The sequence below is a fragment of the Shewanella sp. SM21 genome, assembly GCF_025654335.1.
In the GTDB taxonomy this organism is placed as follows: Bacteria; Pseudomonadota; Gammaproteobacteria; order Enterobacterales; family Shewanellaceae; genus Shewanella; species Shewanella oncorhynchi.
The window spans coordinates 255873-281269 of sequence record NZ_JAKKRL010000006.1 but is presented as its reverse complement, the minus strand read 5'-3'; the positions used below and the strand labels follow the sequence as shown (position 1 = coordinate 281269).

Genomic DNA, 25397 nt, shown 5'->3' with positions numbered 1-25397 from the left:
ACGGTTTGGATTCGCACTTGGTTATACCGAGTCAGTACTGCCAGAGGATGACAATATGAACATAAACGGATTGGATCACTTTACCATCAGAACGCCCAAACTGGTTGAAACGCTGTTGTTTTATCAAGTCATCCTTGGATTGAAATTAGGTTGGCGGCCACAGTTTGGTTTTCCTGGACATTGGCTCTATGCCTCAAATAAGCCCATTTTGCATTTGGTGGAAGCGGGCGATCAGGCGCTAGATGCCTACTTAGGGGAAAGCAGAAATATTTATGGCTCTGGACGTGTTGACCATTTGTCGTTTCGTGGTACGGATTTACACCAGATGCAGCAGCATTTATGCCAGCAGAGGATGATTTTTCAGGAACGAATTGTGCCTGAGATTGGTGAACATCAGTTGTTTCTTGAAGATCCGAATGGCATCAAAGTAGAGATGATATTCCCCTATGCAAAGGATAACGCCATCGTTGGAATTGTGATGGATAGGCTCACTATTTTAGACACCAAGGAGCCTGAACATGGCGGAGATTAATGTCTTCAGAAGGCAATTATTGCAAACGCTGGGATTGGGCAGTTTGGCATCATTGGCATTATTTCCTCGAGGTGCGATAGGTATGAATTCATTGAATAAGAGTACAAATATGGAGAGCTCACAGGGTAAGCCGATGATTCGCATGGGAGTGACGGACTTAAGTTTTCATCGCGTCACCGCCGCTGTGGTGGCCCATGTGATAGGGATTATGGGCAAAGAGGTGCAACGAAGTTATGCATTGCACGAGGCTAATTTTGAGCAGCTAGGTGAAGGCAAAGTGGATATGCTGTGTTCTGCATGGCTGCCCCATAGCCATGGGATCTATCGACAAGGTGTCGAAGAGCGAGTTGCTACGCGGCAACTCGGGCTACATTATGAGCCCTATGCGCTCTGGGGCGTACCCGATTATGTGCCTGTTGAGCAAGTGTCGAGCATTGAGGATTTACTCAAACCTGACGTGCAGCAACGTATGCGGCCCATCATTCAAGGGATTGGTGAGGGGGCGGGGATCACGCGATTTTCTAAAAATATCATGACGCAATATGGATTAACGGCGGCAGGTTATCAATTTAGAACAGGCACTCAGGCCGACTGTGTCGCCGCTTTTGAGTCTGCAGTAGCGGTAAACGATTGGGTGATCGTTCCTTTGTGGCATCCACAATTTTTACACCATCAATACGGTATTCGCGATCTTCAGGACCCCAAAGGTTTACTCGGGGGAAAAGATAAAGCGGTATTGCTCGCCCGTGAACGCGAGTTAGCGGTTAATTTCTCGCCCGCACAAATTCAGGTACTTGATAACATAGTATTATCGAATCAAATGGTTGCAGAACTCGATTATGCGGTTAATCGACAAGGAATGACGGAAGATGAGGCCGCTGCGAACTGGCTGACAGTCAATCCTCAGCATTTGACGACCTGGTTAGCCCCGCTGCTTAATCCTGCGAATGTCTCATCTCAGGGGGTGACATTATGATGATCACACCTGAATCGCGGCTAGTGGCGGCTGGGTTTGAACTACCTGAGGTTGCTGCGGCTCTTGGGAATTACGAACCCTATTTAATTGTCGGCAGTCAGTTAATGACCTCGGGTCAGTTTCCCTATTTAGAGGGCGAGCTTCAGTATCAAGGACAATTGGGCGCAGATCATACTGTGAGCGAAGGCTACGCTGCCTGTCGTCTTGCGACCCTAAATGCCATTGCCCAATTGAAACAGGCTTGCGGTGAGCTTTCGCGGATAAAACAAATTTACCGCTTGGAAGGGGTGCTAAATGTGCATCAATCTTGCTTTGAACATCCTAAAGCACTCGATGGGGCTTCGGATTTATTGCTTGAAATCTTCGGTGAAGCAGGGCGTCACAGCCGGATGATTTGGACAAATCCGGTCATGCCGCTTAACAGTTTGTGTCTAGTGTATTTATTTGCAGAACTCTATTGTGATGACGAACAAAGGTAATGACCTTTGTCTCGATTGAGATTGAATGCTTGAATGTGACTCACATTGGCTGTTAGCTAAATGTTCTGTCAGCAAGATGGGTAGTTCATTCAATAGCATATAAGGCAGTTCTTGAACTTTCATCAATCGATTGTTAGGGTTAGGCCATCATGGACTGAATGTTGACAATACGATGACTGAGAAACAAAAAATGTTGGCGGGCCAGCCCTATAAGGCTTGGGATGATGAGTTATTGGCTGAGCGGATGCGGGCGAAATCCATTTGTCATCAGTTTAATCTAGCCGAACCGACTTTGCTTGATGCCCGAATGGAGCATCTTCGTGGCCTGCTTGATATTCAACACTGCGCCCATATTGAGCCTAATTTCTTTTGCGATTACGGCTATAACATCCATATTGGCAAACAATTTTACGCCAATCATAATCTAACCATATTAGATGTTTGCTCAGTCTCGATTGGCGATAATGTGATGTTTGGTCCCCATGTGATGATTTCTACCGCAACGCATCCTATTAATCCCATTGCGCGGCAAACGACGGAATACGGAGCGCCAATTCAAATCGGCAATAATGTCTGGCTAGGTGGAAACGTCTCTGTACTGCCCGGTGTGACCATTGGCGATAATTGTGTCATTGGTGCTGGTAGTGTAGTGAATAAGAGCATTCCGGCGAACTGCGTGGCGGCGGGGAACCCTTGTAAGGTTATCAAACCTATCGATGTGGACTAGCGCAGGAAAGTTAAAGCCGAGTGATTGGTGTCAAAGCTGATGGTGATTTAGATGACGATGTAGATATTCGTAGAAAGAAAAACGGTACGCAGTGCGTACCGTTTTTTATTAGCAGGATGAATACTTACAGTACGCCGCGGCGCATTTGGTCCCGTTCAATTGATTCAAACAGGGCCGTAAAGTTGCCTTCACCAAAACCTAAGTTATTCTTACGTTGGATGATTTCGATGAAAATCGGTCCAAACAGGTTTTTAGTAAATATTTGCAATAAATAGCCTGTATCATCACCATCCACCAAAATTTGGTGATGTTTGATGCGCTCACGATTCTCAGTCACTTGAGGCAACTTGTCGAAAATGGTGTCGTAGTATTCAGGGATGATGTCTAGGCATTGGATTGAGCTGCCTTCCATCGCATCCAGAGATTTAACGATATCGCGGCTTCTAAAGGCTAAATGTTGCACACCTGGGCCATTGTATTCCTTCAGATATTCATCAATTTGGTTTTTATCGCTGCCTTTACCTTCGTTGATCGGGATACAGAAGCTACCATCGGGTGAGCGCAGGGCGTAGGACACTAGCGCGGTTTGTACGCCGCTGATGTCAAAGTAGCGCACTTCAGTAAAACCAAAAATGTTTTTATAGAAGTTAGCCCAATGTTCCATTGTGCCTTTGTAGACGTTGTTGGTTAAGTGATCGACCTCGATAAAGCCTTTCTCTTGGGTGATGACTTGCTCGTCTAAATCTTCAAAATCAGCGGCATAGATATTGTTATCTGCGCCAAAGGTGTCGATGAAATAAATTAAGCTGTCGCCAATGCCGTAAATCGCAGGATAAGGCAGATCTTTGTTGGCATCATCGGCGGGTTTTGCACCACGTTCAACGGCAACGCGATAGGCAAAGCCGGCATCTTCTACACGCCAGCCCATAGAACAAATGGCTGGGCCGTGGGATTTAGCAAACTTAGCTGAGAAACCTTCGCGCCCAGTGTTGAGCAGAAAATTAATGTCATTCTGTTTGTAGTACAGGATGTCTTTGTTCTTGGCTTTTTTCAGCAGAGAAAAACCAAAGTCGATAAAGACTTTGTGCATAAAATCAGTATCAGGGCTGGCGAATTCAGTGAATTCGATACCTAATAAGCCCAGTGGATTTAGTTCGCTTGCCATGTTGTTTTCCTCGTTATTTTAGTGCAACACGCCGTCACTCTAATGACCCCCGCATGGGAGTGCTGGTGGCTTGGGGCTAGTCTTCTAGCCAAGAGCGGTTGTAGTCTTTGCTCATGCAATTTTGTACATGTTCGGTTAATTTCAGTGGGGCGAACGTGTCCACCATCACTGCATATTCATAGGTTTCTTTTTTGCCAATTGAGGCTTCAGTGCGGCCCGGTTGTGGTCCGTGGGCTACACCTTTTTGATGTAAGGTCATGTAACCCGCTTCAATGCCCGTGCGGCTCATAAAGTCGCCATCGACGTAATACAAGACTTCGTCACTATCTATGTTGTTGTGGTAATAAGGCGCCGGAATCGATTTAGGGTGGAAATCGTAGGGGCGCGGTACGAAGTTACAAATCACAAAGTTATGGGCGGTAAAGACTAAGTGATCAGAAGGGGGGAGATGGATTTTGCCTACCTTTGGCGCGTATTCGGTAATGTTGAATGCCCAAGGGTAAACGCAGCCATCCCAACCCACTAAATCAAAGGGATGCCATTCAAGTGTGGTGAGTTGGTACTTATCGCCAAACTTACACACTAAGGGGAAGGCGCCGCGCTCAACCACAGCATCTTGCAATGTAGGTACGCGCAAATCGCGCTCGCAGTAAGGTGCTGATTCTAATAGTTGACCATACTCATTACGGAAATGCTTAGGCACTTCCACCATAGAGAATGACTCGATGACGAAAAGTCGCACATTACTGTAATCGTTGAATTTTAGTTGATAAGTAGTACCGCGTGGGATCACGAGATAGTCCCACTTTTGTACCTTAATCGTGCCGTACTCGCTGTAGAGTGTGCCTTCGCCTTCGTGGACAAAAACCACTTCATCGGCATAGGCGTTACGGTAAAACTCGTCGGTATCGACGGTGACTTTGGCGGTATACAGTGCTAAGTCATTGTTATAAAAAATCTTGTTACGGGCGCTGAAAAAATTACCTTCACGGTCGGCGTCGCGGGAATCGAGTTTATAGTTTTGGACCAGCGAATCTTCCCAATTGGCACCATGGCCTAGGCTGTAGGGCGCCACTTCTAATGCTTTGGTTGGCATGTTGTGGTGATATTTATTGGAATAAATATTGGAAAAACCATGGGTTGAGAACAACTCTTCACGGTAAAGCTCGCCGTTTTCCTTTTCAAATGCGATATGGCGCTTATGGGGAATCTGGCCTTGTTTCACATAAAATGGCATGGAGGATCCTTGGTTTTTACAGCGGCGTGAGATTAGCTCTACTTCGCTTGTCGTTATGGTTATGTGATCTTGTTATCAATTTAGTTGCTTGAATGAACAAAAAAAAGAATAATAAATCCGTTATCTCAATCTAAAAATTAGATGGTATTCTAATCTTTACGAATCGTAGTGTTTCCGTGACATGTTCATTAGAGCTAAGGAGTGACCATGCGCATCGATATTGATGCTTTTAATGTGCTGCAAGTGCTGGTGGAAGAGGGCAGTTTTGCCAAGGCGGCGGAGCGATTACACAAAGCGCAATCGGCGGTGAGTTATCAAGTTAAAAAGTTAGAAGAGCACCTAGGCGTGCCGCTTTTTAGCCGTGAGCAATATCGTGCTGAGCTGACGCAAGAGGGCCGAGTGATTTTGGCCGAGGGACAAAGATTACTGCAACACCTTGCAAACATTGAACATCTTGCCAGTCGTTTCAGTGAAGGCTGGGAGCCAAAGCTAGAACTAGTGATAGACGGTGCCTTACCGATGGAGCCTATCATGACGGCCTTAAAGCGTATGGCTGAACATCAAATCCCCACTAAAATTCAGCTGAATATGGAGTTTTTAGGCGGTGTACAACACAGATTCGAGCGTGATAATGCTGACTTGATGTTAGTGAAAGATTATCGCACTGGCCCCTATTACCATCCGCAGCCGTTGCCTGCAATTACTAGCGTACTGGTGGCCAGTGCTTCGCATCCTTTGTCTTTTATTCGCGAAATTAGTTTGTCTGAGCTGCAGCAACATGTGGAATTAACTATCGAAGACTCTTCACCCAATAAAAGTTACCGCGATGAAATGCAATTTGGCGGCGATAAAGTGTTTTATCTTTCTGGCTTTATCATGAAAAAGAACGCTTTGTTAAAAGGCTTAGGTTTTGGCTGGTTGCCGGACTTTTTAGTGCAAGAAGAGTTGGCTAAGGGCGAATTAGTTGAAATCGACTTCGTCGGTGGCAGTCGTTTTACGTTTATTCCACAGCTCGTCTCGACCTTAGAGCGTCCGTTAGGCCGTGCAGGACAACTTTTTACCGAGTTGATATTAGAGGAGTTTGCTAAGGCTGAGCAGTTTAATGGTGTGGGTTTGGGTTGATAAGTCTTCGCTTGTCATCTTTTGATACAAGTTACCGCATAAAATAATCGCATTTTGACATTTTATGTCATAGATTAATGCCTAGGTCAGATGAAGGTTTAGATTGAGAGTTAAAATAAGGCCTAAATTCAGACTGAGCTTAGATCTAGATTAGGGTCGAGATGAAGAGTGAAATTGAGCCGCGATAGGTAAAGAGTCGTCCATCGGGGTCAATCTAAAGGATAGTAACAAGGAACTGACAGTTAAGGGGAACAGTATGTCTAGACGTTGTCATGAAGTGGATTATGAAATTATCGGCCACAGTATGCAGTTGGTTGAAGTGGAACTCGATCCTAACGAAACCGTGGTCGCTGAAGCGGGCGCGATGAATTACCTAGAGCAAGATATTAGCTTTGAGGCCAAAATGGGCGATGGCTCTGAGCCTGAGTCAGGCTTTTTTGGCAAGTTGGTGGGCGCGGGTAAACGGGCATTGACGGGTGAGAGCATTTTTATGACTCACTTTACCAACCAAGGCAATCAAAAACGTAAAGTCGCCTTTGCCGCCCCTTATCCTGGCACTATCCTAGCGATCGACTTGGCCGAACATGGTGGTGAGCTTATCTGCCAGAAAGACAGTTTTTTGGCTGCGGCTTTAGGTACACGCGTGACGATGAAATTTAATCGCCGCTTAGGTACGGGATTTTTTGGTGGCGAAGGATTTATTCTGCAAAGCCTACAGGGCGATGGTATGGCGTTTATCCATGCGGGCGGCACCTTAGTGAAAAAAGAACTAAAAGGTGAAACCTTAAGAGTTGACACCGGTTGTCTTGTTGCATTTACCTCAGGGATTGATTACGACATAGAGCGTGCAGGCTCATTAAAGTCTATGGTCTTTGGCGGTGAAGGTTTGTTTTTAGCCACACTCAAAGGCCACGGGACGGTTTGGCTACAAAGCTTGCCATTCTCACGTATGGCGGATCGCATTATCGCCCATGCCCCATCAGCGGGTGGCAGTGATCGCGGTGAAGGCTCTGTACTCGGAGGTCTTGGTCGCATGCTCGATGGGCGCTAAATTATAAGCTGACATGCTGTCTTCTCTTAAGGCATTCCAGACTATCCTCTGGGATGCCTTTTTAGTTGAAGCCTGTCATTTCCTTCAACGTTTTAAGCGTCTTTAGTTGTTGCTAAGGCCGCGTTTGGTTGTTAAGGCTTTGCTGAATGCGTCTTTCAATTAGTTTAGATATGAGATACATCATCAAATAGCCCGTGCCTAAGGCTAAAATCACCGCGACGACATTCTCCGTATACAGGCGGTAAGCGTAGAAAGTACCGACCAGTACTGCGATACCAGCAAGGCGAATAAGTAGGCTTTGGGTAAAATAACCGTGGGCTTTGATATAGGCCAACTGATAGCCATTGAGCATCATAAATATAAAAAACATGGAGAAATGCATTAATACTGGGGCCGCTTTAATGTATTGCTCGGGGAATAACCAAGCGACTAACGGCTTGCTCGCAAAGACCATAACGACAAAAAAAATACCGCTGGTCCACAAAGAAACTTTCGTCAGCCATGACTTAATTTGTTGCACTTCGTCAAAGCGTTTTTCTCGTACGCACACTGCGACTTCGGGCAGCACAAAACGGTAGATGGGAAAGACAAAAAGCAGGGTGAGGTAAGTGATCATCGGCCGCACCACCACTTGGAAATCACCCAGTTCATCTATGCTGAAATAGGCAATAGTCAGCAGTACGGTGATGTAAATCATCAAGATACTGGCCCCCGCTTCCATGGACGCCGTCAGGCTTTTCTTCATAAAACTGCGTAAACCCGTATCAAAATGCACTGCACTTAAGGGTGGAGTGGCAATATCTTTGCGCCGTTTTAAGTACATATATAAGGCAACGATGAGCGATGACAGTGTCATGCTGTAAAAGAGTGATGCAATGGCGGTTTGTTTTAAGCCGTAGAAACATAATAAAAAGCTAGTCACTTGCGCGAGCGGCTCTAACCAAGTGACTCGATTGGAGATGGCATATAGCCGGTACATGGCAATTTGATTGGTAAAATAGACCTTGAGCCCCATACTCAGAATAATCCCAACCAATTGAAAATATTCTACATTGAGCTGAAGTTTGTGTTTGATATAGGGTAAAACTAAGCCCCATGTCAGTAGTACCATAGCGATCAAGCTGTAGCGGAATATATTAGTGATATCCACATCTTGCTTGGTCTGGGAGTAGGTCACCACCATAGAGGAGCGAAATCCCGTCATTAGGATTAGCGACAGTGAGATAATGTCGATCACTGTGTGATAGAGCGCTAGATCGGCTTTGGCAACCCATTGTGCTAGCCAGAGTTTAAATAGAAACCCCACAGAAATACTGGCGAGTGATGCCCAGAACCCCGCAATAATTGCCTGCTTAACCCGTTGAAGTGAGGTGTTTTCCATTATCAAAAATCCAGCGTTAGTCTACGGTCATTATCGGGATGCTATGAATTCAATTAAGATTTTGCCTTAGCCGCATGAGTATTTTTAGGTGACACTTATCTTGTTCTGTTCGATCTCTTTTCACCCTGCATGAGTCTAGCATTTAGCCAATTTACGACCAATAGCCAGATAGTAAAGATATGATAAATATCAATATGTTGCTTTATTGTAAGTTAGAACGTTATTGAGTGAGGACTGGGGTGATAAATTGTCTTACAAACAACGTTTTTTGATAGATCAAAGCAGTATTAGGAAGTACAACTACGCCCAGATAAGCGCTGGGCGTAGTTGTAAAAGTGTCAGTTATAAATGCCATTTTTCCATGGGAAGTTAATCGGTAATGATATTGACGATATCGAGGATTTTACGGCTGTTATTATCGAGTTTGATTAGTGCACCTTCGACTTGAATGCTAATGATGCCATCTCTGTCTAAGGGGACTACGATGCGGCCGCGATCATAAATATCATGCTCAAGCACATCACCACGCTGGAGTTTTTTCTGCCAACCGGGTGGCAGTGACTGACCTTGGTCAACTTTTTTCTGTAGTCCCGGCGGTAGACTTTTATCCTTTTTGTGGTGCTCATGGTCATCTTTAGCAAAGGTTGAGATGGACATCGTTAAGCTGAGGACAAGTCCTGTGATTACCACTGAGGTTAATTTATTCATCTGTACTCCTAAGGGGCATTGAGTTGATGTTGTGTCCAATGCTTGATGTGGCCAACAATAGGCGATGCTAAATGAACTATAGCTGAACGTTCTGGTTCAAGATTGCTTTCTAGCGGGTTAACATGAGTACGGCTTGCCATTGTTCGGCGGTCACAGGTTGGATACTGAGTCTTGACCTCTTAGAGACTAAATACATGTCCGCCAGTTGGGGTAAACTTTTTATCAAACTTAAGGGAATAATCTCGTTAAATTTTTTGACAAAGCGGATATCTACTCGTAGCCATCTTGGTTTGGTTGGATCTGACTTAGGGTCAAAATACTTCGATTCTGGATCGAAGGCCGTGCTGTCGGGATACGCATTGGTCACAACTTCAGCGATACCGACAATACCGGGCACTTTGCAGCTTGAATGGTAAAAAAATACCTTGTCGCCAATCTGCATCTCATCGCGCATAAAGTTACGCGCCTGATAATTACGGATCCCATGCCAAGCTTCAGTTTGGTTAGGGCAAGCCTTAAGATCATCTATGCTAAATTCGTCGGGTTCCGATTTCATAAGCCAGTAGTTCATCTTGTTTCCTTTACTCATAGTTGCCGTTAAGCGCTTCAATACCGCTGAGTTTATCTGAATTTTGTCGAATACCCCAGTTCGTCACCCATATCAGATATTGTGAGTTTGATTAAGTTTCCGTTCAGATAACGTGGCTTAGCCTGTTGACAGCAATCTTATTTGGTATGCCTTATGCAAATTTTCGTTTCTAAGGCAAAGCGTCAAATTCGATCTCGGTTTGTGACTGGTGTCGTACAAGTTGTGGCAGCAGAGGCAACCAAAACCTGTGAGGTGTGTTATGGGGACTTCAACAATGACATCCGATTGTGGCTTATACACTAAATATCTTAAGGATTTTACGGCGGGTGATGTGATCTTAAGTCATGAGCGAATGCTGGAATTTATTAATGACCTGACAACGCAAGGTTGGTTATTGGCTAATTTCACTTGGGACTATTGGTATAACAACAGTTACTTAGTCGATAAACCTGCCTATATTCGTGATGCGAGCATCGCACAATGTAAGTTGCTGCTAACCGCCATGACGCGACTCGAGGTTTTTAGCCCCGGCGTGTTAGAAAATATGCGTCGCCAAGGGGTGTTACTGGCCATTGTTGAGCGGTTACAAAGCTTAAATGTGCCTAAGTCGAGTGCTCATTTTGAGTTTATCAGCCGTTAGCACTGGGCTTTAATGGATTGTTATCTAATAGTTTGTCTTACTCTTTAGTCTAATAAAGTGCTTTTTTACTTGTGACATGATCCGTGGATTGGTTAGTTTGGACCTCGCTAACCATAATAATAAATGCACGGAGGCCTTAATGTCAGTTCCTACAAGCCAAGTTATAAGCCCGCTCAACGTTAGCGAGTTTAGAGGCGAGTCATCACCGAAACTCGTTGAGAAGACCATAGGTCAATATCTTGATGAGATTGCGGCAACGTATCCCGACCAATTAGCTGTCGTCGTACACCATCAACATATCCGCTGGAATTACCGCCAATATCTTGCCCAAATCGATGCGCTCGCCACAGGACTATTAAAACTCGGCATTAAGTCTGGTGATAGGGTAGGGATTTGGTCGCCTAACAATATCGAGTGGTGTTTAACTCAATATGCGACCGCTAAAATTGGCGCCATCATGGTGTGTATTAATCCTGCGTATCGTCCTGAAGAGTTGCAATATGCGCTGAGTAACGTGGGGTGCCGCGCGGTAATTTGTGCCGACAAGTTTAAATCCAGTAATTACCTCGAAATGTTATACGAATTAGCGCCTGAGCTAACTTCTTGCCCTGCGGGTCAACTACAGGCGAAGGCCGTTCCTGAGCTCGAGTTTGTGATCCGTATGGGCGCTGAAAAATCCGTCGGCATGTTGAATTTTGATGACCTGCTCGTCGATGTGACCGCCGATGACAAGGCGGCACTCGAGAGTATCGGCAATGCATTAAGCCCGTATGATGCGATTAATATCCAGTTTACCTCTGGCACGACGGGTAGCCCAAAAGGTGCGACCTTATCCCACCATAACATTTTGAATAATGGTTATTTAGTCGCAGAGGCGATGAAGTTTACCTGTCACGATAAACTCTGTATTCCTGTGCCCTTATATCATTGCTTTGGCATGGTGCTCGGCAGTTTAGTTTGCTTAGCCAAAGGCGCCGCGGCTGTGTTCCCCGGCGAATCCTTCGATCCCTTGACGACATTGCAAGTAGTTGAACAAGAGCGGTGCACCGCTTTACATGGCGTACCGACCATGTTTATTGCCGAGCTTGAGCATCCTGAATTTACGCGTTTTGATTTGAGTTCTTTACGAACCGGCGTGATGGCGGGGGCTACTTGCCCAGAAGAAGTGATGCGCCGAGTACAAAATCTCATGTATATGAAGGAAGTACTAATTGGTTATGGTCAGACTGAGTGCAGTCCGCTCAATCATATTACCGAAATCGATTCGCCGGTTGAGAAACGGGTGCTTACCGTCGGCCGGGCTTTACCTCATACCGAAGTGAAAATAGTCGATGAATTTGGTGAAGTGTTACCAATTAATCAACCCGGTGAAGTCTGTAGTCGGGGATATTGCATAATGCAGTGCTATTGGAACGATCCCGAAAAAACGGCGGCGACCATAGACAGTGCGGGTTGGCTACATTCGGGCGATATCGGCCAAATGGATGAGCAAGGTTATGTGCAAATTGTGGGTCGCATTAAAGATATGATCATTCGTGGTGGCGAGAATATCTATCCCCGTGAGATTGAAGAGAAACTTTACACCCATAAAGATGTGCAGGATGCGGCTGTCTTTGGCGTTCAAAGCGATAAATACGGCGAGGAAGTGTGTGCTTGGATCAAAGTCCGCTCAGGAGGCGCGATTACAGAGGCAGATATTCGTCATTTTCTCACCGAGAAGTTCGCCTACTTTAAAGTGCCGCGCTACATCAAGTTTGTGGATCAGTATCCAATGACAGTGACGGGAAAAATTCAGAAATTCAAAATGCGCGAGCTGATGTATCAAGAGTTATATGAAGATATTAATGCTTAAGTGATGTGATTTTGCGAGTGCGCTTTTTTGACTTTCAAGCCGCGCAATGCGGCTTGAATTTTATTCTATCTAGCTATTTCGGTTAGCAGATAAACGAACAAGCTAATTGGCTAATGAAAAAGTCGGCGAGTCATACCATCAAGCCAAGCTGCACTTTGAGTTAGCTTTCGCTGCTAATATCATTATTCTAATTGTAATAAAACTTCACTTCCCCGCTGTGGCTTGATAGCTATACTAAAACTAGTCATAAAATCTAACCAGTCATAAAATCTCGGCAGATAAAAACGAAAGCGTTAAGTTGTCGATGATGTAGTCGTAAATCCATGCAGGCAAAGGAGTACTAAATGGTTCGATGGCGTTCAATGCTCCTTGTGTATTGTCTTTCCTTTATGGGATTAAGCGAAGCTAAAGCGGACACCTTAATGCTCACTTCTTTACTTTGGCCGCCTTATTCAGGAGAGCAATTAACGGAGCAGGGTGCCAGTATTGCCGTGGTACGGGCGGCGCTGAACGTTATGGGACATCAATTAGACGTGGATTTCTATCCGTGGAGCCGCGCTGTCAAACTTACGACTATGCCGAACTCTGACTACATAGGTTATTTTCCTGAATACTATGTAGAAACTGAAAAGTTTATCTTTTCAAAACCGATTGGCGAAAGTCCATTGGGGCTGGTGGAGCAAAAGTCCCATCCAGTAAGTTGGAATTATATTGAAGATCTTAATCGCTATACCTTAGGTGTGGTGAAAGATTATGTGAATACTCAGGCCTTAGATCGCATGATCGTTTCCGGTGTTCAGCGGACTGAAGCTGTGACTTCGGATGAGCATAATGTCAAAAAAGTTGCCGCGGGTCGGATTGATGCCGCGGTGATTGATGTCAACGTTTTGCACTATTTACTCAAGCAAAAGCCCTTACAGCCGCTGGCGACAAAGTTGCAAATCAATCGGCAAATTTTGGCGAATAAGCAGCTCTATATCGCGTTTCGTAATACAGAAGAGGGACGGCGTTGGCGAGATATTGTTGACCAAGGTTTAGCGCAGGTTGACGTAGAAACCATCATTGGAGAGCTACTTTATCGTGAAGATTAATGTAGGGTTTTAGGATAGTTTATTCTTTGTTTTACTCGCTATTTTTCCGCTTATTTCCCCGTAAAGTCACTTCTGATATGCAGTTTGTCATCATTTTGTCTTTGTTCACTATTAGTATCACTTTAACGGCATGAGTTGTTCTCTCATTTTATTGATTAAGGTGACATGAAGAAACTTCCTTTTGAGCTTCCATTTGAGTTAGATACGCTGCAGCAACTCATTGATACTCATCATCTTAAGTTGGATTATCAGATCCTTGCCGACATTCCATTCCGCCAAGAGCATTTCCCCCTTTACAGTGTTGAGTTAGGTGGTACAGATACGCCTTGTCCGACAGTACTCTTTGTGGGTGGCGTGCATGGGGTTGAACGTATTGGATCTCAAGTTATTTTGGCATTGTTAAACAGTTTATTGCAGCGGCTTGTTTGGGATAAACACCTACAACAGATGCTAACGGGCCTGCGGTTAGCTTTTGTACCTGTAGTGAATCCTGTTGGGTTATTCATGGGAACGCGGGGCAATGGTAATCAAGTGGATTTGATGCGTAACGCTCCGATAGAATCCCGTGAAAAAGTGTCCTTTATGGTGGGAGGACAGCGTATATCGTCACGGCTGCCCTGGTATCGCGGTATTGGGGGAATGGAGCTGGAAACTGCGGGCTTAGTGGCCTATGTACAACAACTGTTGAGTCGCAGCACAAGTTTGATTTCGCTCGATGCCCACTCGGGATTTGGCTTGAGTGATCATATCTGGTTCCCCTACGCCCATACCAGTACCGCCTTCGAAAATGCCAATTATATTTTTCATCTAAAACAATTATTTGAACAGAGTTATCCCCATCACGGCCATTATCGGTTGGCGCCGCAGAGCCAGTTTTATCGCACTCATGGTGATATTTGGGATTATCTCTATCGCCAGCACCAAGTGGCTGATCCTTCTGCTCAGGTGCCATTTTTACCTTTGACATTAGAGATGGGATCTTGGGCATGGATAAAGAAGAATCCTAGACAAATATTTAATTTTGCTGGCTTTTTTAATCCACAAAAAACACATCGTCACCACAGGATTTTACGCAGGCATACAGTACTCATGCAATTTATGATGGAAGCGGCCTATGCCCAATCGTTAGAGCAGTTAACACCTGAACGTTTGACTGAGCTGACAGAGTGCGCACGGCATTATTGGTATCGGGAGTCTCAGTCATGACAACTTGGGTGTTATTAAGGGGATTAATGCGTGATCAGCGCCATTGGAATGGTTTCGATCAGCGTCTGCGACAAAAGGGATTGCGAGTGCTGACACCGGATCTTCCGGGCAATGGGACGCTATCCCACGAATTAAGTCCGCTTAAGATTGCCGATTATGCCCATGCCGTGTGGCAGCAATTGGATGAGCAGGCACAGGAAGGGGAGACTATTTATCTCCTCGGCTTGTCTATGGGCGGTATGTTGGCGCTGGAAATGGCATGCCAGCGACCTTGGCAGATAAGGCATGCCTTTGTATTAAACAGCAGTGCGGCGAATTTATCGTATTGGTATCAAAGATTTAATCCGCTGAATGCATTGAAGGCTTTTTTCATGCGTGCTCGGGGTAACGCTTTACATCCAATCGAGTCGACTATAGTGCGTTTAACCAGTTTTCGTCATCGGCGAGACCGAGAGTTAATTGTCAAGTGGAGTGAGTTTCGCCGCGATACCACACCAAGTAGACGTAATGTATGGCGACAACTTTGGGCGGCTTTTCAATACCAATGTCCATTGACAGTGGAAGTACCGATAACTGTGCTCTGCGGTGACCGTGATGCGCTGGTGAGTATGGCATCGAGTAAGGCGTTAGCACGGCATTTTTACACCGATTTGATTGTACTCGCGTATTGTGGTCACGATGCCGCTATAGATACACCCGCAAAACTGGCGCATTATCTGTTGGAAATTGTGGGGGCGACTAAGCCGCAAGTGCAGTTTTCTGTGGATAGTGAGCCTGCCAATACTCAATATGATTGCAACGATTTATTGGAGGAAGAAATAGCCTTAAACGAAGCGATATTTGCTGTATGGGATGACAAAGCGCTATCCACTCTTGAAACCAAATAATCGAGAGTGAATAGCGCAGTTAACACATTGTCTTATTAAGCTTTAGCCACTACGGTTTGGCCTATCGGTGTGAGGCTGATTAAAGCTAACTTAAGATGTTGTATCCCAAAGGGAATACCGATAATCGTCACAAAACAAGCTAAGGCGTGGACCAAATGCCCTATGGCTAACCAGATCCCAAACAGTAAGAACCAAATGATATTTCCTACCATGCCTAATGCACCTGTGCCCAAGTCTTCACGTCCAGTTAAGTGGCGACGGTTCATTTGTTCTTGGCCGAAGGGCCAAAAGGTCATTTCGCCGATAACAAAACAGGCGCGGCCGAAGGGAATACCAATGATACTGATAAAACACAGGATACCTGCGAGCCACCAAGCGAGTCCCATCACAAATCCGCCGAGTACAAACCAAGCTATGTTGAATATTAAGCGTAATACAGCCATTGAAAGCTCCTTATGTTTACCCTGTTAGCCTTTATCGTTAGCTTCGATAAATTGAATATATGTCAATGTCTAAGCGATAACTATGCCAACTATTTAAATTGTTCATAATCAATTGGTTAATTATATGTATTCGAGATTCATGTGTCATTTTCACTAGTTTTTCGCCAAATTGATAATTTCTTAAGGGCGTAACAGGAAGGGCGGAGTTACACTAGCCTTCCCTTAACTGGTTTAAAAACCAGAGAATTTAATCGTTTGAGTAGCTTGATGTTTGCAAATTCCCCTGTCGATACATTTGCCTTTGCTGGCAGAGACATATTCCTAAAACGTGATGATTTACTGCATCCGGCGTTTAGTGGCAATAAAGCTCGCAAATTCGGCTATTTTTTAGATCATGAATTTGCAGGCATCAGCAAGGTGATAGGTCACGGCTCGCCATTGGCTAACTCACTGTATTCATTGTCAACATTAGCGAAGATGAAAGGCTGGCAATGTGATTTTTATGTAGATCATATTGCCAGTCAAGTGGTTAAACATCCTACGGGCAATTACGCTGCCGCTTTAGTGAATGGTGCTAATATTATCGATTTAAGTGTGTTAATAGCACAAAAGCAGGCGTGCACTCAGTCGCAATCTGAGCCTCACGTTTTGTCAAATCTTAATGCTAGGCCTGACCCTACTGCGCAAGTGGGCGATGTGCGACTGAGTTGCCCAGATTATATCGAGGCTCAAGTACTCGTGAATGAGCCGACGGCGCTTTTTATCCCAGAGGGTGGTCGCTGTGCTTACGCCGAATACGGGGTTAATAGATTGGCGCAAGAGATAGTACTGTTTGCGAATGCGAATGGATTGGTTGATTTAACGGTGTTTTTACCTTCGGGGACGGGAACGACAGCATTATTTTTAAATCAGTATTTTATCCGTCAGCAAACTGATATTCGCGTCGTGACTTGTGCCGTTGTCGGTGGCGATGATTATTTGCGCTTGCAATTTTCCTTACTTAATTCCAATACCAGTGAGCATCCACATATTGTTAATGTCGGCAAGAAATATCATTTTGGTAAACTTTATCCCGAATTTTATGCCATGTGGCAGCGGGTCTGCGCCTCAGGTGTGCAGTTTGAATTACTCTACGATCCCTTAGGTTTTATTGTGCTTGAGGAATATTTACAAGGCGGTGGCTCTCGTCCTGTGATGTATATCCACCAAGGTGGCTTACTCGGAAACGAGACCATGTTGCCACGTTATCAGCGTAAATTTGGGCAAAGTGGCTCATCCTGTGCCTCTGATCATTGACTTAGTGACGCTAAGACATAATATGTTTGAAGCTGTGTAATGCTAAGTTAAGCTGATGATTTGGAACGATGGGGAATATCAATGACTGAAGCGGAATATCTCGCCAATTACGATCCTAAGGTTTTTAAGGCTCAGCTACTGACAGTAGATGCCGTATTGTTTACCTATCACGATCAGCAACTTAAAGTACTCTTAGTACAACGCTCAAATCATCCATTTTTAGGTTTATGGGGATTACCTGGAGGGTTTATCGATGAAAATTGCGATCAATCCCTTGAGCAAACTGTATTACGTAAACTGCATGAGAAAACCGCGGTAGTGCCACCTTATATTGAGCAGCTTTGCACTGTGGGTAATAGTCGTCGCGATGTCAGAGGCTGGTCGGTGACTGTGTGTTATACCGCCTTGATGAGTTATCAAGCTTGCCAAATTCAGATTGATTCAGTGAGTGATGTTAAGTGGTGGCCATTAGCGGATGTGTTGCAGATGCCCTTGGCGTTTGATCATTTGCAGTTAATCGAGCAAGCGCGGGAACGCTTAACACAAAAAGCCTTATATTCTTTAGTGCCAGGATTTGCACTGTCTGAACCTTTTACCTTGCCAGAATTGCAGCATGTACATGAGGTTTTACTGGGCAAGCCTATCCAAGGTAAATCTTTTCGTCGGCGGGTTGAACAGGCTGATTTATTGATCGATACGGGATTAAAGCGCACCGAACGTGGTCGTCCTGCTAATTTATACCGCTTGAAACCCAATACCGCATCGTATCGCTTCTTAAGAAATTTAGAATGTTGATCACAGTGAATATGGATTTAAGCAAGATATTCGCCTTGCTCAATATGAGTAACGGCGACTGCTTATGCCTTATTCATGGTGACTTTGAATCAGTAAAGGCTGTTTAATTACTGATTTTGCCTTAATGTCTCCGGTTCTTGTATCACTTGATACCCATATTGTAGCTTCTTAGTTGTCTTTCCCACTAATAGTGTCTAAAAGACACTATATGCCATTTAAGCATAACATTTCAGGTTGCTCCGTTTGAAATAGTCTAAAAATCAACTTTACACAATAATGTCTTTAAGACACTATTGTTCATGTAGACAACAAGGGCGCCGTCAATTTCGGCAATCTTGCCACAGACAGGAGGTTACTATGTCTCAACGTATTCAAGCGTCTCAACGTATTCAAACGTCTCAAGATGCTTCTCACGCTCAACGTTCGCAAGCCGATTTTTATCGGTTACCCGCAGCTAGCGATGAGACTCACTACCGTTTATTTCAATTTGGTGCGGGGGAAAACCATGTTCAACTACTGGTTCCTCCAGCGAAACGCGTCACAGTTTTCTTCGGTTATCGTGGCGATCATTCCATCATGCAGCTCTTGTTGTTAACTGATGCATTGCGTCGTAGTGGTGCAGAGCAAATTGAGCTGTTACTGCCTTATATGCCGGGCGCTCGCCAAGATAGGGTGTGTAATGCCGGTGAGGCCTTGTCGGTAAAAGTCTATGCTAGCCTAATTAATCAGCAGCAATATGCTTCGGTCACTGTATTTGACCCTCACAGCGATGTCACCGCCGCATTGTTAGACCGAGTTCAGGTTATAGACAATCACAGCTTTGTCGCCGCTATCACTGCCCAATTATCGGGTGAGCTAGTGTTAGTCTCGCCCGATGCGGGGGCGAATAAAAAAGTATTCGGCTTAGCTAAAGCGTTACAGGGAATGCCGGTGATCAGGGCCGATAAACATCGCGATGTGGTCAATGGTCATATTATCGCTACCGAAGTGTTCTGTGATGATTTATCGGGTAAAACCTGCTTAATCGTCGATGACATTTGTGCTGGTGGTAGAACTTTTATCGAACTTGCCATCAAGTTAAAGCAAAAGGGGGCCCAAAGCGTCATTTTGATCGTGTCACATTATGAAGATAAGGCCAGCGAATCGGCTCTGCGCGAGGTGGGCATCGACAGATTATTTTGTACCGATAGTTTAGGTGTCCCTGCACATATTTCGAGCGAGTTCTGTGATTGCCATGCTGTTTTGAGTTATATGAATCATTAAGGAAAATATTATGTACTTGAATCCCGTTACCGCCATTGATGGCTATAAAGTCGACCACCGTCGTCAATATCCCGATAATACTCAAGTGATTTTTAGTAACTTGACCGCCCGTAAATCCCGTCGTGGTTATACAGACCAAATGGTGTTTTTTGGCTTGCAGTATTTTATCAAGCATTTCTTGATCGACAGTTGGAACCGTGATTTCTTTCAACAACCTAAAGATCAGGTCATTCGTCAATTCTCCCGCCGTATCAATAACTATCTCGGGCCGAATAATGTTGGCACTCAGCATATTGAGGAGTTGCATGATTTAGGTTATTTACCAATTAAAATTATGGCATTACCTGAAGGCTCAGTGTATCCATTAAAAGTGCCTTGCTTGATTTTGTACAATACCGATGAGCGGTTCTTTTGGTTGACCAATTATCTCGAAACCATCCTTTCCGCTAATGTGTGGGGTATGTGTACCAGTGCTACTACCGCGCTGCAATACCGCAAAATATTTGAGACTTACGCGCTAGAAACCGATGGTGACATCGCATTTGTTGATTGGCAGGGCCATGATTTTAGTTTCCGCGGCATGTATGGTGCAGAGGCTGCGGTAATGAGCGGCGCCGCCCATTTACTCAGTTTTATGGGTACAGATACCATTCCCGCGATTGATTTTCTTGAGCAATATTACCGTGCCGATAGTGATAATGAACTCGTTGGCGGCAGTGTGGCCGCAACGGAGCACAGTGTGATGTGTGCAGGTGGCATGGAGAATGAATTAGAGACGTTCCGCCGTCTGATTGAAGATATTTATCCTACGGGCATTGTCAGCATTGTTTCAGATTCTTGGGATTTTTGGCAGGTGATGACAGAATTCACCTTAGCGTTAAAAGACCGCATTCTTGCCCGCGATGGCAAAGTGGTGTTTAGGCCTGATACCGGTTGCCCTGTGAAGATCATTTGTGGCGATCCACAAGCACCAATCGGGAGTCCTGAATATAAAGGCGCTATTGAGTGTCTGTGGGACGTCTTTGGGGGTAGCACAACTGCCAAAGGTTACAAAGCGCTGAATAGCCATGTTGGACTGATCTATGGCGATTCAATCACCATAGAACGTGCTGAAGCCATTTGTGCTGGTTTAAAGGCCAAAGGTTTTGCGTCAACCAATATTGTGTTTGGGATTGGCAGTTTTACCTATCAACACGTGACCCGAGATACTGACGGTTATGCCGTGAAAGCGACCTTTGCGAAAGTTGATGGTAAAGATAGAGAAATATTTAAAGATCCTAAAACAGATGATGGCACTAAAAAATCCGCTAAGGGTTTAGTAGCGGTATTTAAAGATGAGCAGGGTCAATTTTATCTTAAAGATCAAGCCAGCTGGCAAGATGTCAACAATTGCGAGTTTGTTCCCGTATTTGCCGATGGTGAACTATTAACGGAATATTCTTTGGCAGATATTCGCGCAAGGTTGGCAGAGTCTAGAAGTTGAGCTTATCGATTTGTGATTTTTAACGGCTATCGACAATAGCGAAGATAAAACTGGCAATGTGATTTCTATTAGGGTCATATTGTCAGTTAAGTTTTGAATTTATTTTACGTCGTGTAAGTAAAGCGCCCCATAAATAGTCAAATGCAAATACAAGCGATTAAGACAGTAACTGGTTCCGTTTAAGAATTTTATAGGTACGACGGCCAATGTTTTCGAGGTTTTTTAAATCTTTTAGGCTAGGCGCCACCTCACTAAATTGCCAATAACTGATTTCGGCATCTAACATTTCCAGCATTTTCTTCGAACAACCTAAACATTGTCCCTGGCACAGTTGTGCTTCTTCTAAATTGAATGGAATAGTCTCTTTGATCTGGTTTATCAAGGTTTGCATGGCAATTTGAGTATTGGGTTTTGGCATAGATGATGTGCTGAACAGTATTCATGTGTATGAATATTAGCGGATGCTGCAATGGAAAGAGGTGATCTAACGCTGGATTTGACTCATTTGGTTCGGCAGGTATCTGTGTGAGAGAGATACAGCCTGAACCAAATGTGCTCGTCATAATGACGTAAAAAAGGATAGCGTGTTCGTGACATTCGGCTATCAGTCTACTTAAGTGCTCGGTACTGCGAAGATAATGGAAACCGATTAAATACACTTGAGTAAACGGGTACTGCGGTATTAATTTTTAACTTATCGTTTTACTTACTTTTTGACTTATTTGTTCGCGGACAATAACCATTTCATAAAGCTGATGGCTTCTGTACGTTTAGAAAAAGTCTGTCTGTTTTTACCTTGACGATCGGTAAAAGCAATTGAGGTTTTATTTACTGAGATTGAATCTACAGGGAAGTTCACTGTAATTTCATGTCCATTAATTTTGTATGACATATGCCACACTCCTTTTTGTTAATTCACCCATAGGTGAGATAGTTGTAACTATAAAATATCCTTAGCAATTGTGCGAAAGATTCGTTCTATTGAGTATCGAGGTTACCCCATCTTTGATTCATTAATCAAGAGATGCTTAATCGATAAATATTTCATGTTGTCGATTACGTCAATGGAATAACTCGATTCAACCAGTTGACCATAGCTTAATGACAATACTATGACAACAAGGAGAACGGTAAGTTCACAGACATAACCACATGATTTTAGTGATATCGAATGATTGAGCTTATGGGGTTTTGCTTGTAGTAGGCTTTCTTTATGAGGACCGAACTCTGATTGCTAAATATCAGGCTGGGTTAAAAAGGTAAACAACAAGGTGTATCTCAAAACGACGTGCAGTATATCAATAAAAATGGCTTATGCAAGTTTAATTTTTATTCGATGTCATTATTTATTTGCTAATGTTGAATTAAAGTGTATTTTTCGTGGCTATTTACTTGATTTAAAGAGGTATAGTTAGGTCTGTTTATGGGTTGTTTTTTATTTTTGTGGTAATTGACTAAGGTTAATATTGCCGTTTTATAGGTAAATGTTATAAAAAATCCCACTAAAATAGGTCATTTTAATGGGATTAATCGTAGTCAGTTATGTAATGGACTCATTAAACTGAATTTATAAATGAATCTATGCGTTTGCTGTTGTTTAAAAACTCAGTCAAAAGGTTTAATAAATCAGTTCACCTATGGGATTGAGTAGCTTACTCAGACCTTTGGTAAAATGCAGCGGTGCATCTAATACTGTGTAGCATAAGCAACCGTTAATGGTTTTCGGTGAGTGATGATGTTGGCCGTCAAGCACGATAAAATCACCTGGCACATAGACACCATTAAGATCGGAAAACTCTCCGGCTAGCAATAGTGTTAGTTCATAACCTTTATGGGTATGTTGGGGGATTTCACCTTGGGCATCTATATGCAATAGGCTAGCGCGGGTGTTCGTTTCGTCGACATCAAAACGCATGCGACTGACTTTGCCTAATATTTGCCATGGACGGGCCAAATGCTGACGAAACACCGAGGGCACAGTGTAATGCTGTTGCTTTATGTCGACATCGATAGGGGCGTTATTAGGCACATTTGTCGCTGCCGGTTGAGCCATGATTTGCGCCATCATAGCGTCAATGTCCAATGCCGATTCTTGATTGTCGCCAGAGTGTTGCACCTCAACATACTCTCTGTGCATCAACTCTTCGCCCGTATCATTTGCAGCATGACCGCCATCAGGATTTAATGCTAAATTTGCAGCTTGTTCTGTGAATAGGGCAAGCTGCTCTCGACAAGTCTCACATAGGTCGCAGTGTGCGGATATTGCTATCGCCATTGATAAAGGTAAGTTCCCATTGGCATGGCTGACGAGTAATTCTTGTTGGGGATGATGCTTAATCATTGTGTGTCTCCAAGAAGCTTTTCAACTTTTCTAGCCCTAATCTTAAACGGGACTTTATGGTCCCTATTGGTACCTTTAGGGCATCGGCTAGCTCTTGTTGAGTGAGTTCTTGCATGTAAATGCCTTGCACAACTTGTCTTTGTGCTATGGGAAGGGCATCAAGATGTTGGAGTAATTTAGCCGTCAACTTGTGATCAGTGAGTGTGTCTTGAGCCATGGTCGCATCACACAGCGGCCAAATATCATCACCGAAAGTATCTTCTCTATTGTGTTGTACCCGTCTAAGCATATCGAAACATTGATTACGCATGATGGTAAACACCCAAGTTGTCACTGACCCTTTTTCTGCATTATATAGATGAGCCTTAGTCCAAACGCTGGTCATGGTTTCTTGTACTAAATCCATCGCCAATCCTTGTTGATTCAGTCTTTGTAAACCAAAGGCTCGGATCTTGGGCATGAAATGCTGAAATAAGTGACCAAAGGCGGCTCTGTCTCGGTTGTCTGCTACTTGTAGCATAAACGTGATTAAAGCATCCGCTTGAGGCTCGCAGGTTTGGGAAGCTGGAATTTCGTTATCCATAGCCGAATTAGTCAGAGACGTGATTGGGACATGATACCGAGTTTGCCTGCTTTGTGATTGAATATTTTCCATTATTTTCGCTCTTATCCCAGTCGTGAGTGCTGAGTGTGATATCAGTAACGACAAAATTGAGAAGTGTGTTGTACTTCTGAGCCCAGTTTTGCTGTCAAACTTTCAATCAATACGAAGTGGCTTAAATAAAGGATCATTCACAGTATTATTTAATGACGGCCCGCAATAGATCTCGGGTCATAATATGATCTAAGGCATTAATGCAGGTGTACTTTTCGGATGCTTGTACGGGTAATATTTCTAGCCAGCGCTGGCAGACCCAAGCGATATCATCGAACTGTTCTGTTTGGTAGTGCTTGAGATGTTGCGGATATTCCTTAAGAATGTTTTGTAACATTTGACTCAAGTAACGTTCATCGGTCGCAATACGTACAGCAGGCCAATTGTCGATTAAACTGACGTCTCCGCGTTTTAAACCATCGGCTTCGACACTGATTTTATCAAGTTTAAAGCGTTTAGAACCTTGAATACTGATCCCTAATAGTCCGTCTGGTAAGGTTTCAAAATCAATAATATGCACTAAGGTGCCTATGGGCTGAATGGTTTTACCATCCTCTTCAAGCATACATAAGCCAAAGCCTTGGCCTGACTTTAATGATTCGGCGACCAAGCGCTTATATCTAGGTTCAAATACCCGCAGTTGTGTGTAACCTTCGGGCAATAAACAAATGGGTAATGGAAAAAGAGGTAATTTCATCGTGGCCTCTGGTGAACTTATGTTCCTATCATTACGTACCATAATGGCAGTTCGATCAGTAAAATTATCAACAGTAGTTTACCCATAGTGAGAGGATGGCATGAAATTAAATCCATTTGAGAAAAAGATCGTTCAGCATCCATTACGTTTTTGGTTACAAAATCATCTCGAAGCGCCCTTATTGACCTCTATGATGCCAAAACCTATGGCTTTGTGCGAACGCGCATTAGAAATAGGTTGTGGGTTTGGTAACGGCATTCAGTTGATCCGCGAACATTTTGGCGCGGGACATATCACGGCCGTGGATATCGACCCTGACATGGTTGCCTCCGCACAATCCCGCTGGCAATCTCGGCCGCAAGGGTTAAAAGGGCTGAGTTTCTCGGTTGCTGATGCAACATGTTTACCCTTTGGCGATGGCGAGTTTGATATTGTGTTTGATTTTGCCGTATTCCATCATATTCCAGAGTGGCAAGCGGCCATTAAGGAAGTTGCAAGGGTGCTGAAACCGAACGGATACTTTGTGATAGAGGATTTATATCGTGCCGCAATTTGTAATCCATTGAGCCGGCGCTTATTTGAGCATCCACAGCAGAATCGCTTTAATCATAGTGATTTGTTAACGGTATTGCGCCAGCTGGGATTTAAGATTGTCCGCGATAGAAATGCCTTTAATCTTGCGGGTATGGTGCTCGCCCAGAAAATATTGCGTTAACACTAAGACCAAATATTAGCAATGTCGCGTATTATCTGAAAATATAAGCTTAGGGATGCAGATATC

27 protein-coding genes are annotated in these 25397 nt (G+C 44.1%); 16 read left to right on the top strand and 11 right to left on the bottom strand.

Translation table 11 applies throughout. From position 1 onward, the window contains the following. Positions 1 to 55 precede the first annotated feature (55 nt). The 4 genes from L5L94_RS10360 to L5L94_RS10345 all read left to right on the top strand — a co-directional run bounded on the left by L5L94_RS10360 (position 56) and on the right by L5L94_RS10345 (position 2714). Positions 56 to 532 (top strand): VOC family protein, encoded by a 477-nt coding sequence (locus tag L5L94_RS10360; RefSeq protein ID WP_131525029.1) that lies wholly within the window; start codon positions 56 to 58, stop codon positions 530 to 532. Continuing rightward, positions 519 to 1508, top strand: coding sequence for a glycine betaine ABC transporter substrate-binding protein (locus tag L5L94_RS10355; protein WP_263163033.1), 990 nt, complete (start codon positions 519 to 521; stop codon positions 1506 to 1508). The genes L5L94_RS10360 and L5L94_RS10355 overlap by 14 nt, the downstream gene beginning before the upstream one ends. Continuing rightward, positions 1505 to 1987 carry an Atu1372/SO_1960 family protein gene (locus tag L5L94_RS10350; protein ID WP_263163032.1) on the top strand — a complete coding sequence of 161 codons (483 nt, stop codon included), beginning with the start codon at positions 1505 to 1507 and terminating at the stop codon, positions 1985 to 1987. Before L5L94_RS10355 ends, L5L94_RS10350 begins: the two co-directional genes overlap by 4 nt. A 172-nt stretch (positions 1988 to 2159) precedes the next feature. Next, on the top strand, positions 2160 to 2714 hold the full coding sequence (locus L5L94_RS10345) for a sugar O-acetyltransferase (protein ID WP_131525027.1): 555 nt from the start codon (positions 2160 to 2162) through the stop codon (positions 2712 to 2714). A gap of 124 nt (positions 2715 to 2838) precedes the next feature. Here L5L94_RS10345 and hppD read toward each other — a convergent pair whose 3' ends face one another. Beyond that, positions 2839 to 3879 (bottom strand): 4-hydroxyphenylpyruvate dioxygenase, encoded by a 1041-nt coding sequence (gene hppD / locus L5L94_RS10340; RefSeq protein ID WP_263163030.1) that lies wholly within the window; start codon positions 3877 to 3879, stop codon positions 2839 to 2841. A 76-nt stretch (positions 3880 to 3955) separates the two neighbouring features. Beyond that, complete coding sequence (locus tag L5L94_RS10335; protein WP_263163029.1) at positions 3956 to 5116, bottom strand: homogentisate 1,2-dioxygenase; 1161 nt, start codon at positions 5114 to 5116, stop codon at positions 3956 to 3958. 207 nt (positions 5117 to 5323) lie between these two features. Here L5L94_RS10335 and L5L94_RS10330 point away from each other — a divergent pair, with 207 nt between their 5' ends. Together L5L94_RS10330 and L5L94_RS10325 are read left to right on the top strand one after the other, a co-directional pair. Further along, positions 5324 to 6238: a LysR family transcriptional regulator gene (locus tag L5L94_RS10330; RefSeq protein ID WP_028759592.1), complete on the top strand. Its 915-nt coding sequence runs from the start codon at positions 5324 to 5326 to the stop codon at positions 6236 to 6238. Positions 6239 to 6494: 256 nt separating this feature from the next. Then, the gene (locus L5L94_RS10325) at positions 6495 to 7289 is read left to right on the top strand and encodes a TIGR00266 family protein (protein ID WP_113940919.1); all 795 of its coding nucleotides are present in this window, start codon (positions 6495 to 6497) and stop codon (positions 7287 to 7289) included. Positions 7290 to 7401: 112 nt separating this feature from the next. Here L5L94_RS10325 and L5L94_RS10320 read toward each other — a convergent pair whose 3' ends face one another. From L5L94_RS10320 to L5L94_RS10310, 3 genes are all read right to left on the bottom strand, one after another. Further along, positions 7402 to 8670 (bottom strand): lipopolysaccharide biosynthesis protein, encoded by a 1269-nt coding sequence (locus L5L94_RS10320; protein WP_263163028.1) that lies wholly within the window; start codon positions 8668 to 8670, stop codon positions 7402 to 7404. A gap of 369 nt (positions 8671 to 9039) precedes the next feature. Then, positions 9040 to 9378: a hypothetical protein gene (locus L5L94_RS10315; protein WP_219235284.1), complete on the bottom strand. Its 339-nt coding sequence runs from the start codon at positions 9376 to 9378 to the stop codon at positions 9040 to 9042. Positions 9379 to 9487: 109 nt separating this feature from the next. Further along, entirely contained in the window at positions 9488 to 9949 is a 462-nt protein-coding gene (locus L5L94_RS10310) for an EVE domain-containing protein (protein ID WP_263163027.1), read from the bottom strand. A 277-nt stretch (positions 9950 to 10226) separates the two neighbouring features. Between L5L94_RS10310 and L5L94_RS10305 the strand changes: the two genes are divergently transcribed. The 5 genes from L5L94_RS10305 to L5L94_RS10285 all read left to right on the top strand — a co-directional run bounded on the left by L5L94_RS10305 (position 10227) and on the right by L5L94_RS10285 (position 15643). Then, positions 10227 to 10607 carry a DUF6508 domain-containing protein gene (locus tag L5L94_RS10305; protein ID WP_168827411.1) on the top strand — a complete coding sequence of 127 codons (381 nt, stop codon included), beginning with the start codon at positions 10227 to 10229 and terminating at the stop codon, positions 10605 to 10607. 139 nt (positions 10608 to 10746) lie between these two features. Beyond that, complete coding sequence (locus L5L94_RS10300; protein WP_263163026.1) at positions 10747 to 12459, top strand: AMP-binding protein; 1713 nt, start codon at positions 10747 to 10749, stop codon at positions 12457 to 12459. A 344-nt stretch (positions 12460 to 12803) separates the two neighbouring features. Further along, a complete protein-coding gene (locus L5L94_RS10295; protein ID WP_028759599.1) occupies positions 12804 to 13550 on the top strand; it encodes a substrate-binding periplasmic protein in 747 nt (248 codons plus the stop codon). Between the two features lie 165 nt (positions 13551 to 13715). Then, positions 13716 to 14756 (top strand): M14 family metallopeptidase, encoded by a 1041-nt coding sequence (locus L5L94_RS10290; RefSeq protein ID WP_263163024.1) that lies wholly within the window; start codon positions 13716 to 13718, stop codon positions 14754 to 14756. After that, complete coding sequence (locus L5L94_RS10285) at positions 14753 to 15643, top strand: alpha/beta fold hydrolase (protein WP_263163023.1); 891 nt, start codon at positions 14753 to 14755, stop codon at positions 15641 to 15643. The genes L5L94_RS10290 and L5L94_RS10285 overlap by 4 nt, the downstream gene beginning before the upstream one ends. A 35-nt stretch (positions 15644 to 15678) precedes the next feature. Here L5L94_RS10285 and L5L94_RS10280 read toward each other — a convergent pair whose 3' ends face one another. Beyond that, positions 15679 to 16086, bottom strand: a complete 408-nt coding sequence (locus L5L94_RS10280) for a YccF domain-containing protein (protein ID WP_263163022.1) — start codon at positions 16084 to 16086, stop codon at positions 15679 to 15681. 267 nt (positions 16087 to 16353) lie between these two features. On the opposite strand from L5L94_RS10280, the gene L5L94_RS10275 reads away from it, so the two are divergent. The 4 genes from L5L94_RS10275 (at position 16354) to L5L94_RS10260 (ending at position 20923) form a co-directional block, all read left to right on the top strand. Then, positions 16354 to 17382, top strand: coding sequence for a 1-aminocyclopropane-1-carboxylate deaminase/D-cysteine desulfhydrase (locus L5L94_RS10275; RefSeq protein WP_263163021.1), 1029 nt, complete (start codon positions 16354 to 16356; stop codon positions 17380 to 17382). Positions 17383 to 17463: 81 nt separating this feature from the next. Further along, positions 17464 to 18177, top strand: a complete 714-nt coding sequence (locus L5L94_RS10270; protein WP_263163020.1) for an NUDIX hydrolase — start codon at positions 17464 to 17466, stop codon at positions 18175 to 18177. A gap of 357 nt (positions 18178 to 18534) precedes the next feature. Continuing rightward, on the top strand, positions 18535 to 19440 hold the full coding sequence (gene prs, locus L5L94_RS10265) for a ribose-phosphate diphosphokinase (RefSeq protein WP_263148923.1): 906 nt from the start codon (positions 18535 to 18537) through the stop codon (positions 19438 to 19440). A 10-nt stretch (positions 19441 to 19450) separates the two neighbouring features. Continuing rightward, positions 19451 to 20923 (top strand): nicotinate phosphoribosyltransferase, encoded by a 1473-nt coding sequence (locus L5L94_RS10260; RefSeq protein ID WP_263163018.1) that lies wholly within the window; start codon positions 19451 to 19453, stop codon positions 20921 to 20923. A gap of 157 nt (positions 20924 to 21080) precedes the next feature. On the opposite strand, the gene L5L94_RS10255 is transcribed toward L5L94_RS10260, so the two are convergent. The 5 genes from L5L94_RS10255 to L5L94_RS10235 all read right to left on the bottom strand — a co-directional run bounded on the left by L5L94_RS10255 (position 21081) and on the right by L5L94_RS10235 (position 24616). Next, the gene (locus tag L5L94_RS10255) at positions 21081 to 21341 is read right to left on the bottom strand and encodes a hypothetical protein (RefSeq protein ID WP_263142482.1); all 261 of its coding nucleotides are present in this window, start codon (positions 21339 to 21341) and stop codon (positions 21081 to 21083) included. A gap of 300 nt (positions 21342 to 21641) precedes the next feature. After that, positions 21642 to 21815, bottom strand: coding sequence for a hypothetical protein (locus L5L94_RS10250; RefSeq protein ID WP_006082106.1), 174 nt, complete (start codon positions 21813 to 21815; stop codon positions 21642 to 21644). A gap of 726 nt (positions 21816 to 22541) precedes the next feature. After that, the gene (locus L5L94_RS10245; protein ID WP_263163017.1) at positions 22542 to 23264 is read right to left on the bottom strand and encodes a ChrR family anti-sigma-E factor; all 723 of its coding nucleotides are present in this window, start codon (positions 23262 to 23264) and stop codon (positions 22542 to 22544) included. Continuing rightward, entirely contained in the window at positions 23257 to 23919 is a 663-nt protein-coding gene (locus L5L94_RS10240; RefSeq protein WP_028759609.1) for a sigma-70 family RNA polymerase sigma factor, read from the bottom strand. The genes L5L94_RS10245 and L5L94_RS10240 overlap by 8 nt, the downstream gene beginning before the upstream one ends. A gap of 145 nt (positions 23920 to 24064) precedes the next feature. After that, positions 24065 to 24616: an LON peptidase substrate-binding domain-containing protein gene (locus L5L94_RS10235; RefSeq protein WP_028759610.1), complete on the bottom strand. Its 552-nt coding sequence runs from the start codon at positions 24614 to 24616 to the stop codon at positions 24065 to 24067. Positions 24617 to 24716: 100 nt separating this feature from the next. Here L5L94_RS10235 and L5L94_RS10230 point away from each other — a divergent pair, with 100 nt between their 5' ends. Next, positions 24717 to 25331 (top strand): class I SAM-dependent methyltransferase, encoded by a 615-nt coding sequence (locus tag L5L94_RS10230; RefSeq protein ID WP_263163016.1) that lies wholly within the window; start codon positions 24717 to 24719, stop codon positions 25329 to 25331. Positions 25332 to 25397 lie beyond the last annotated feature (66 nt).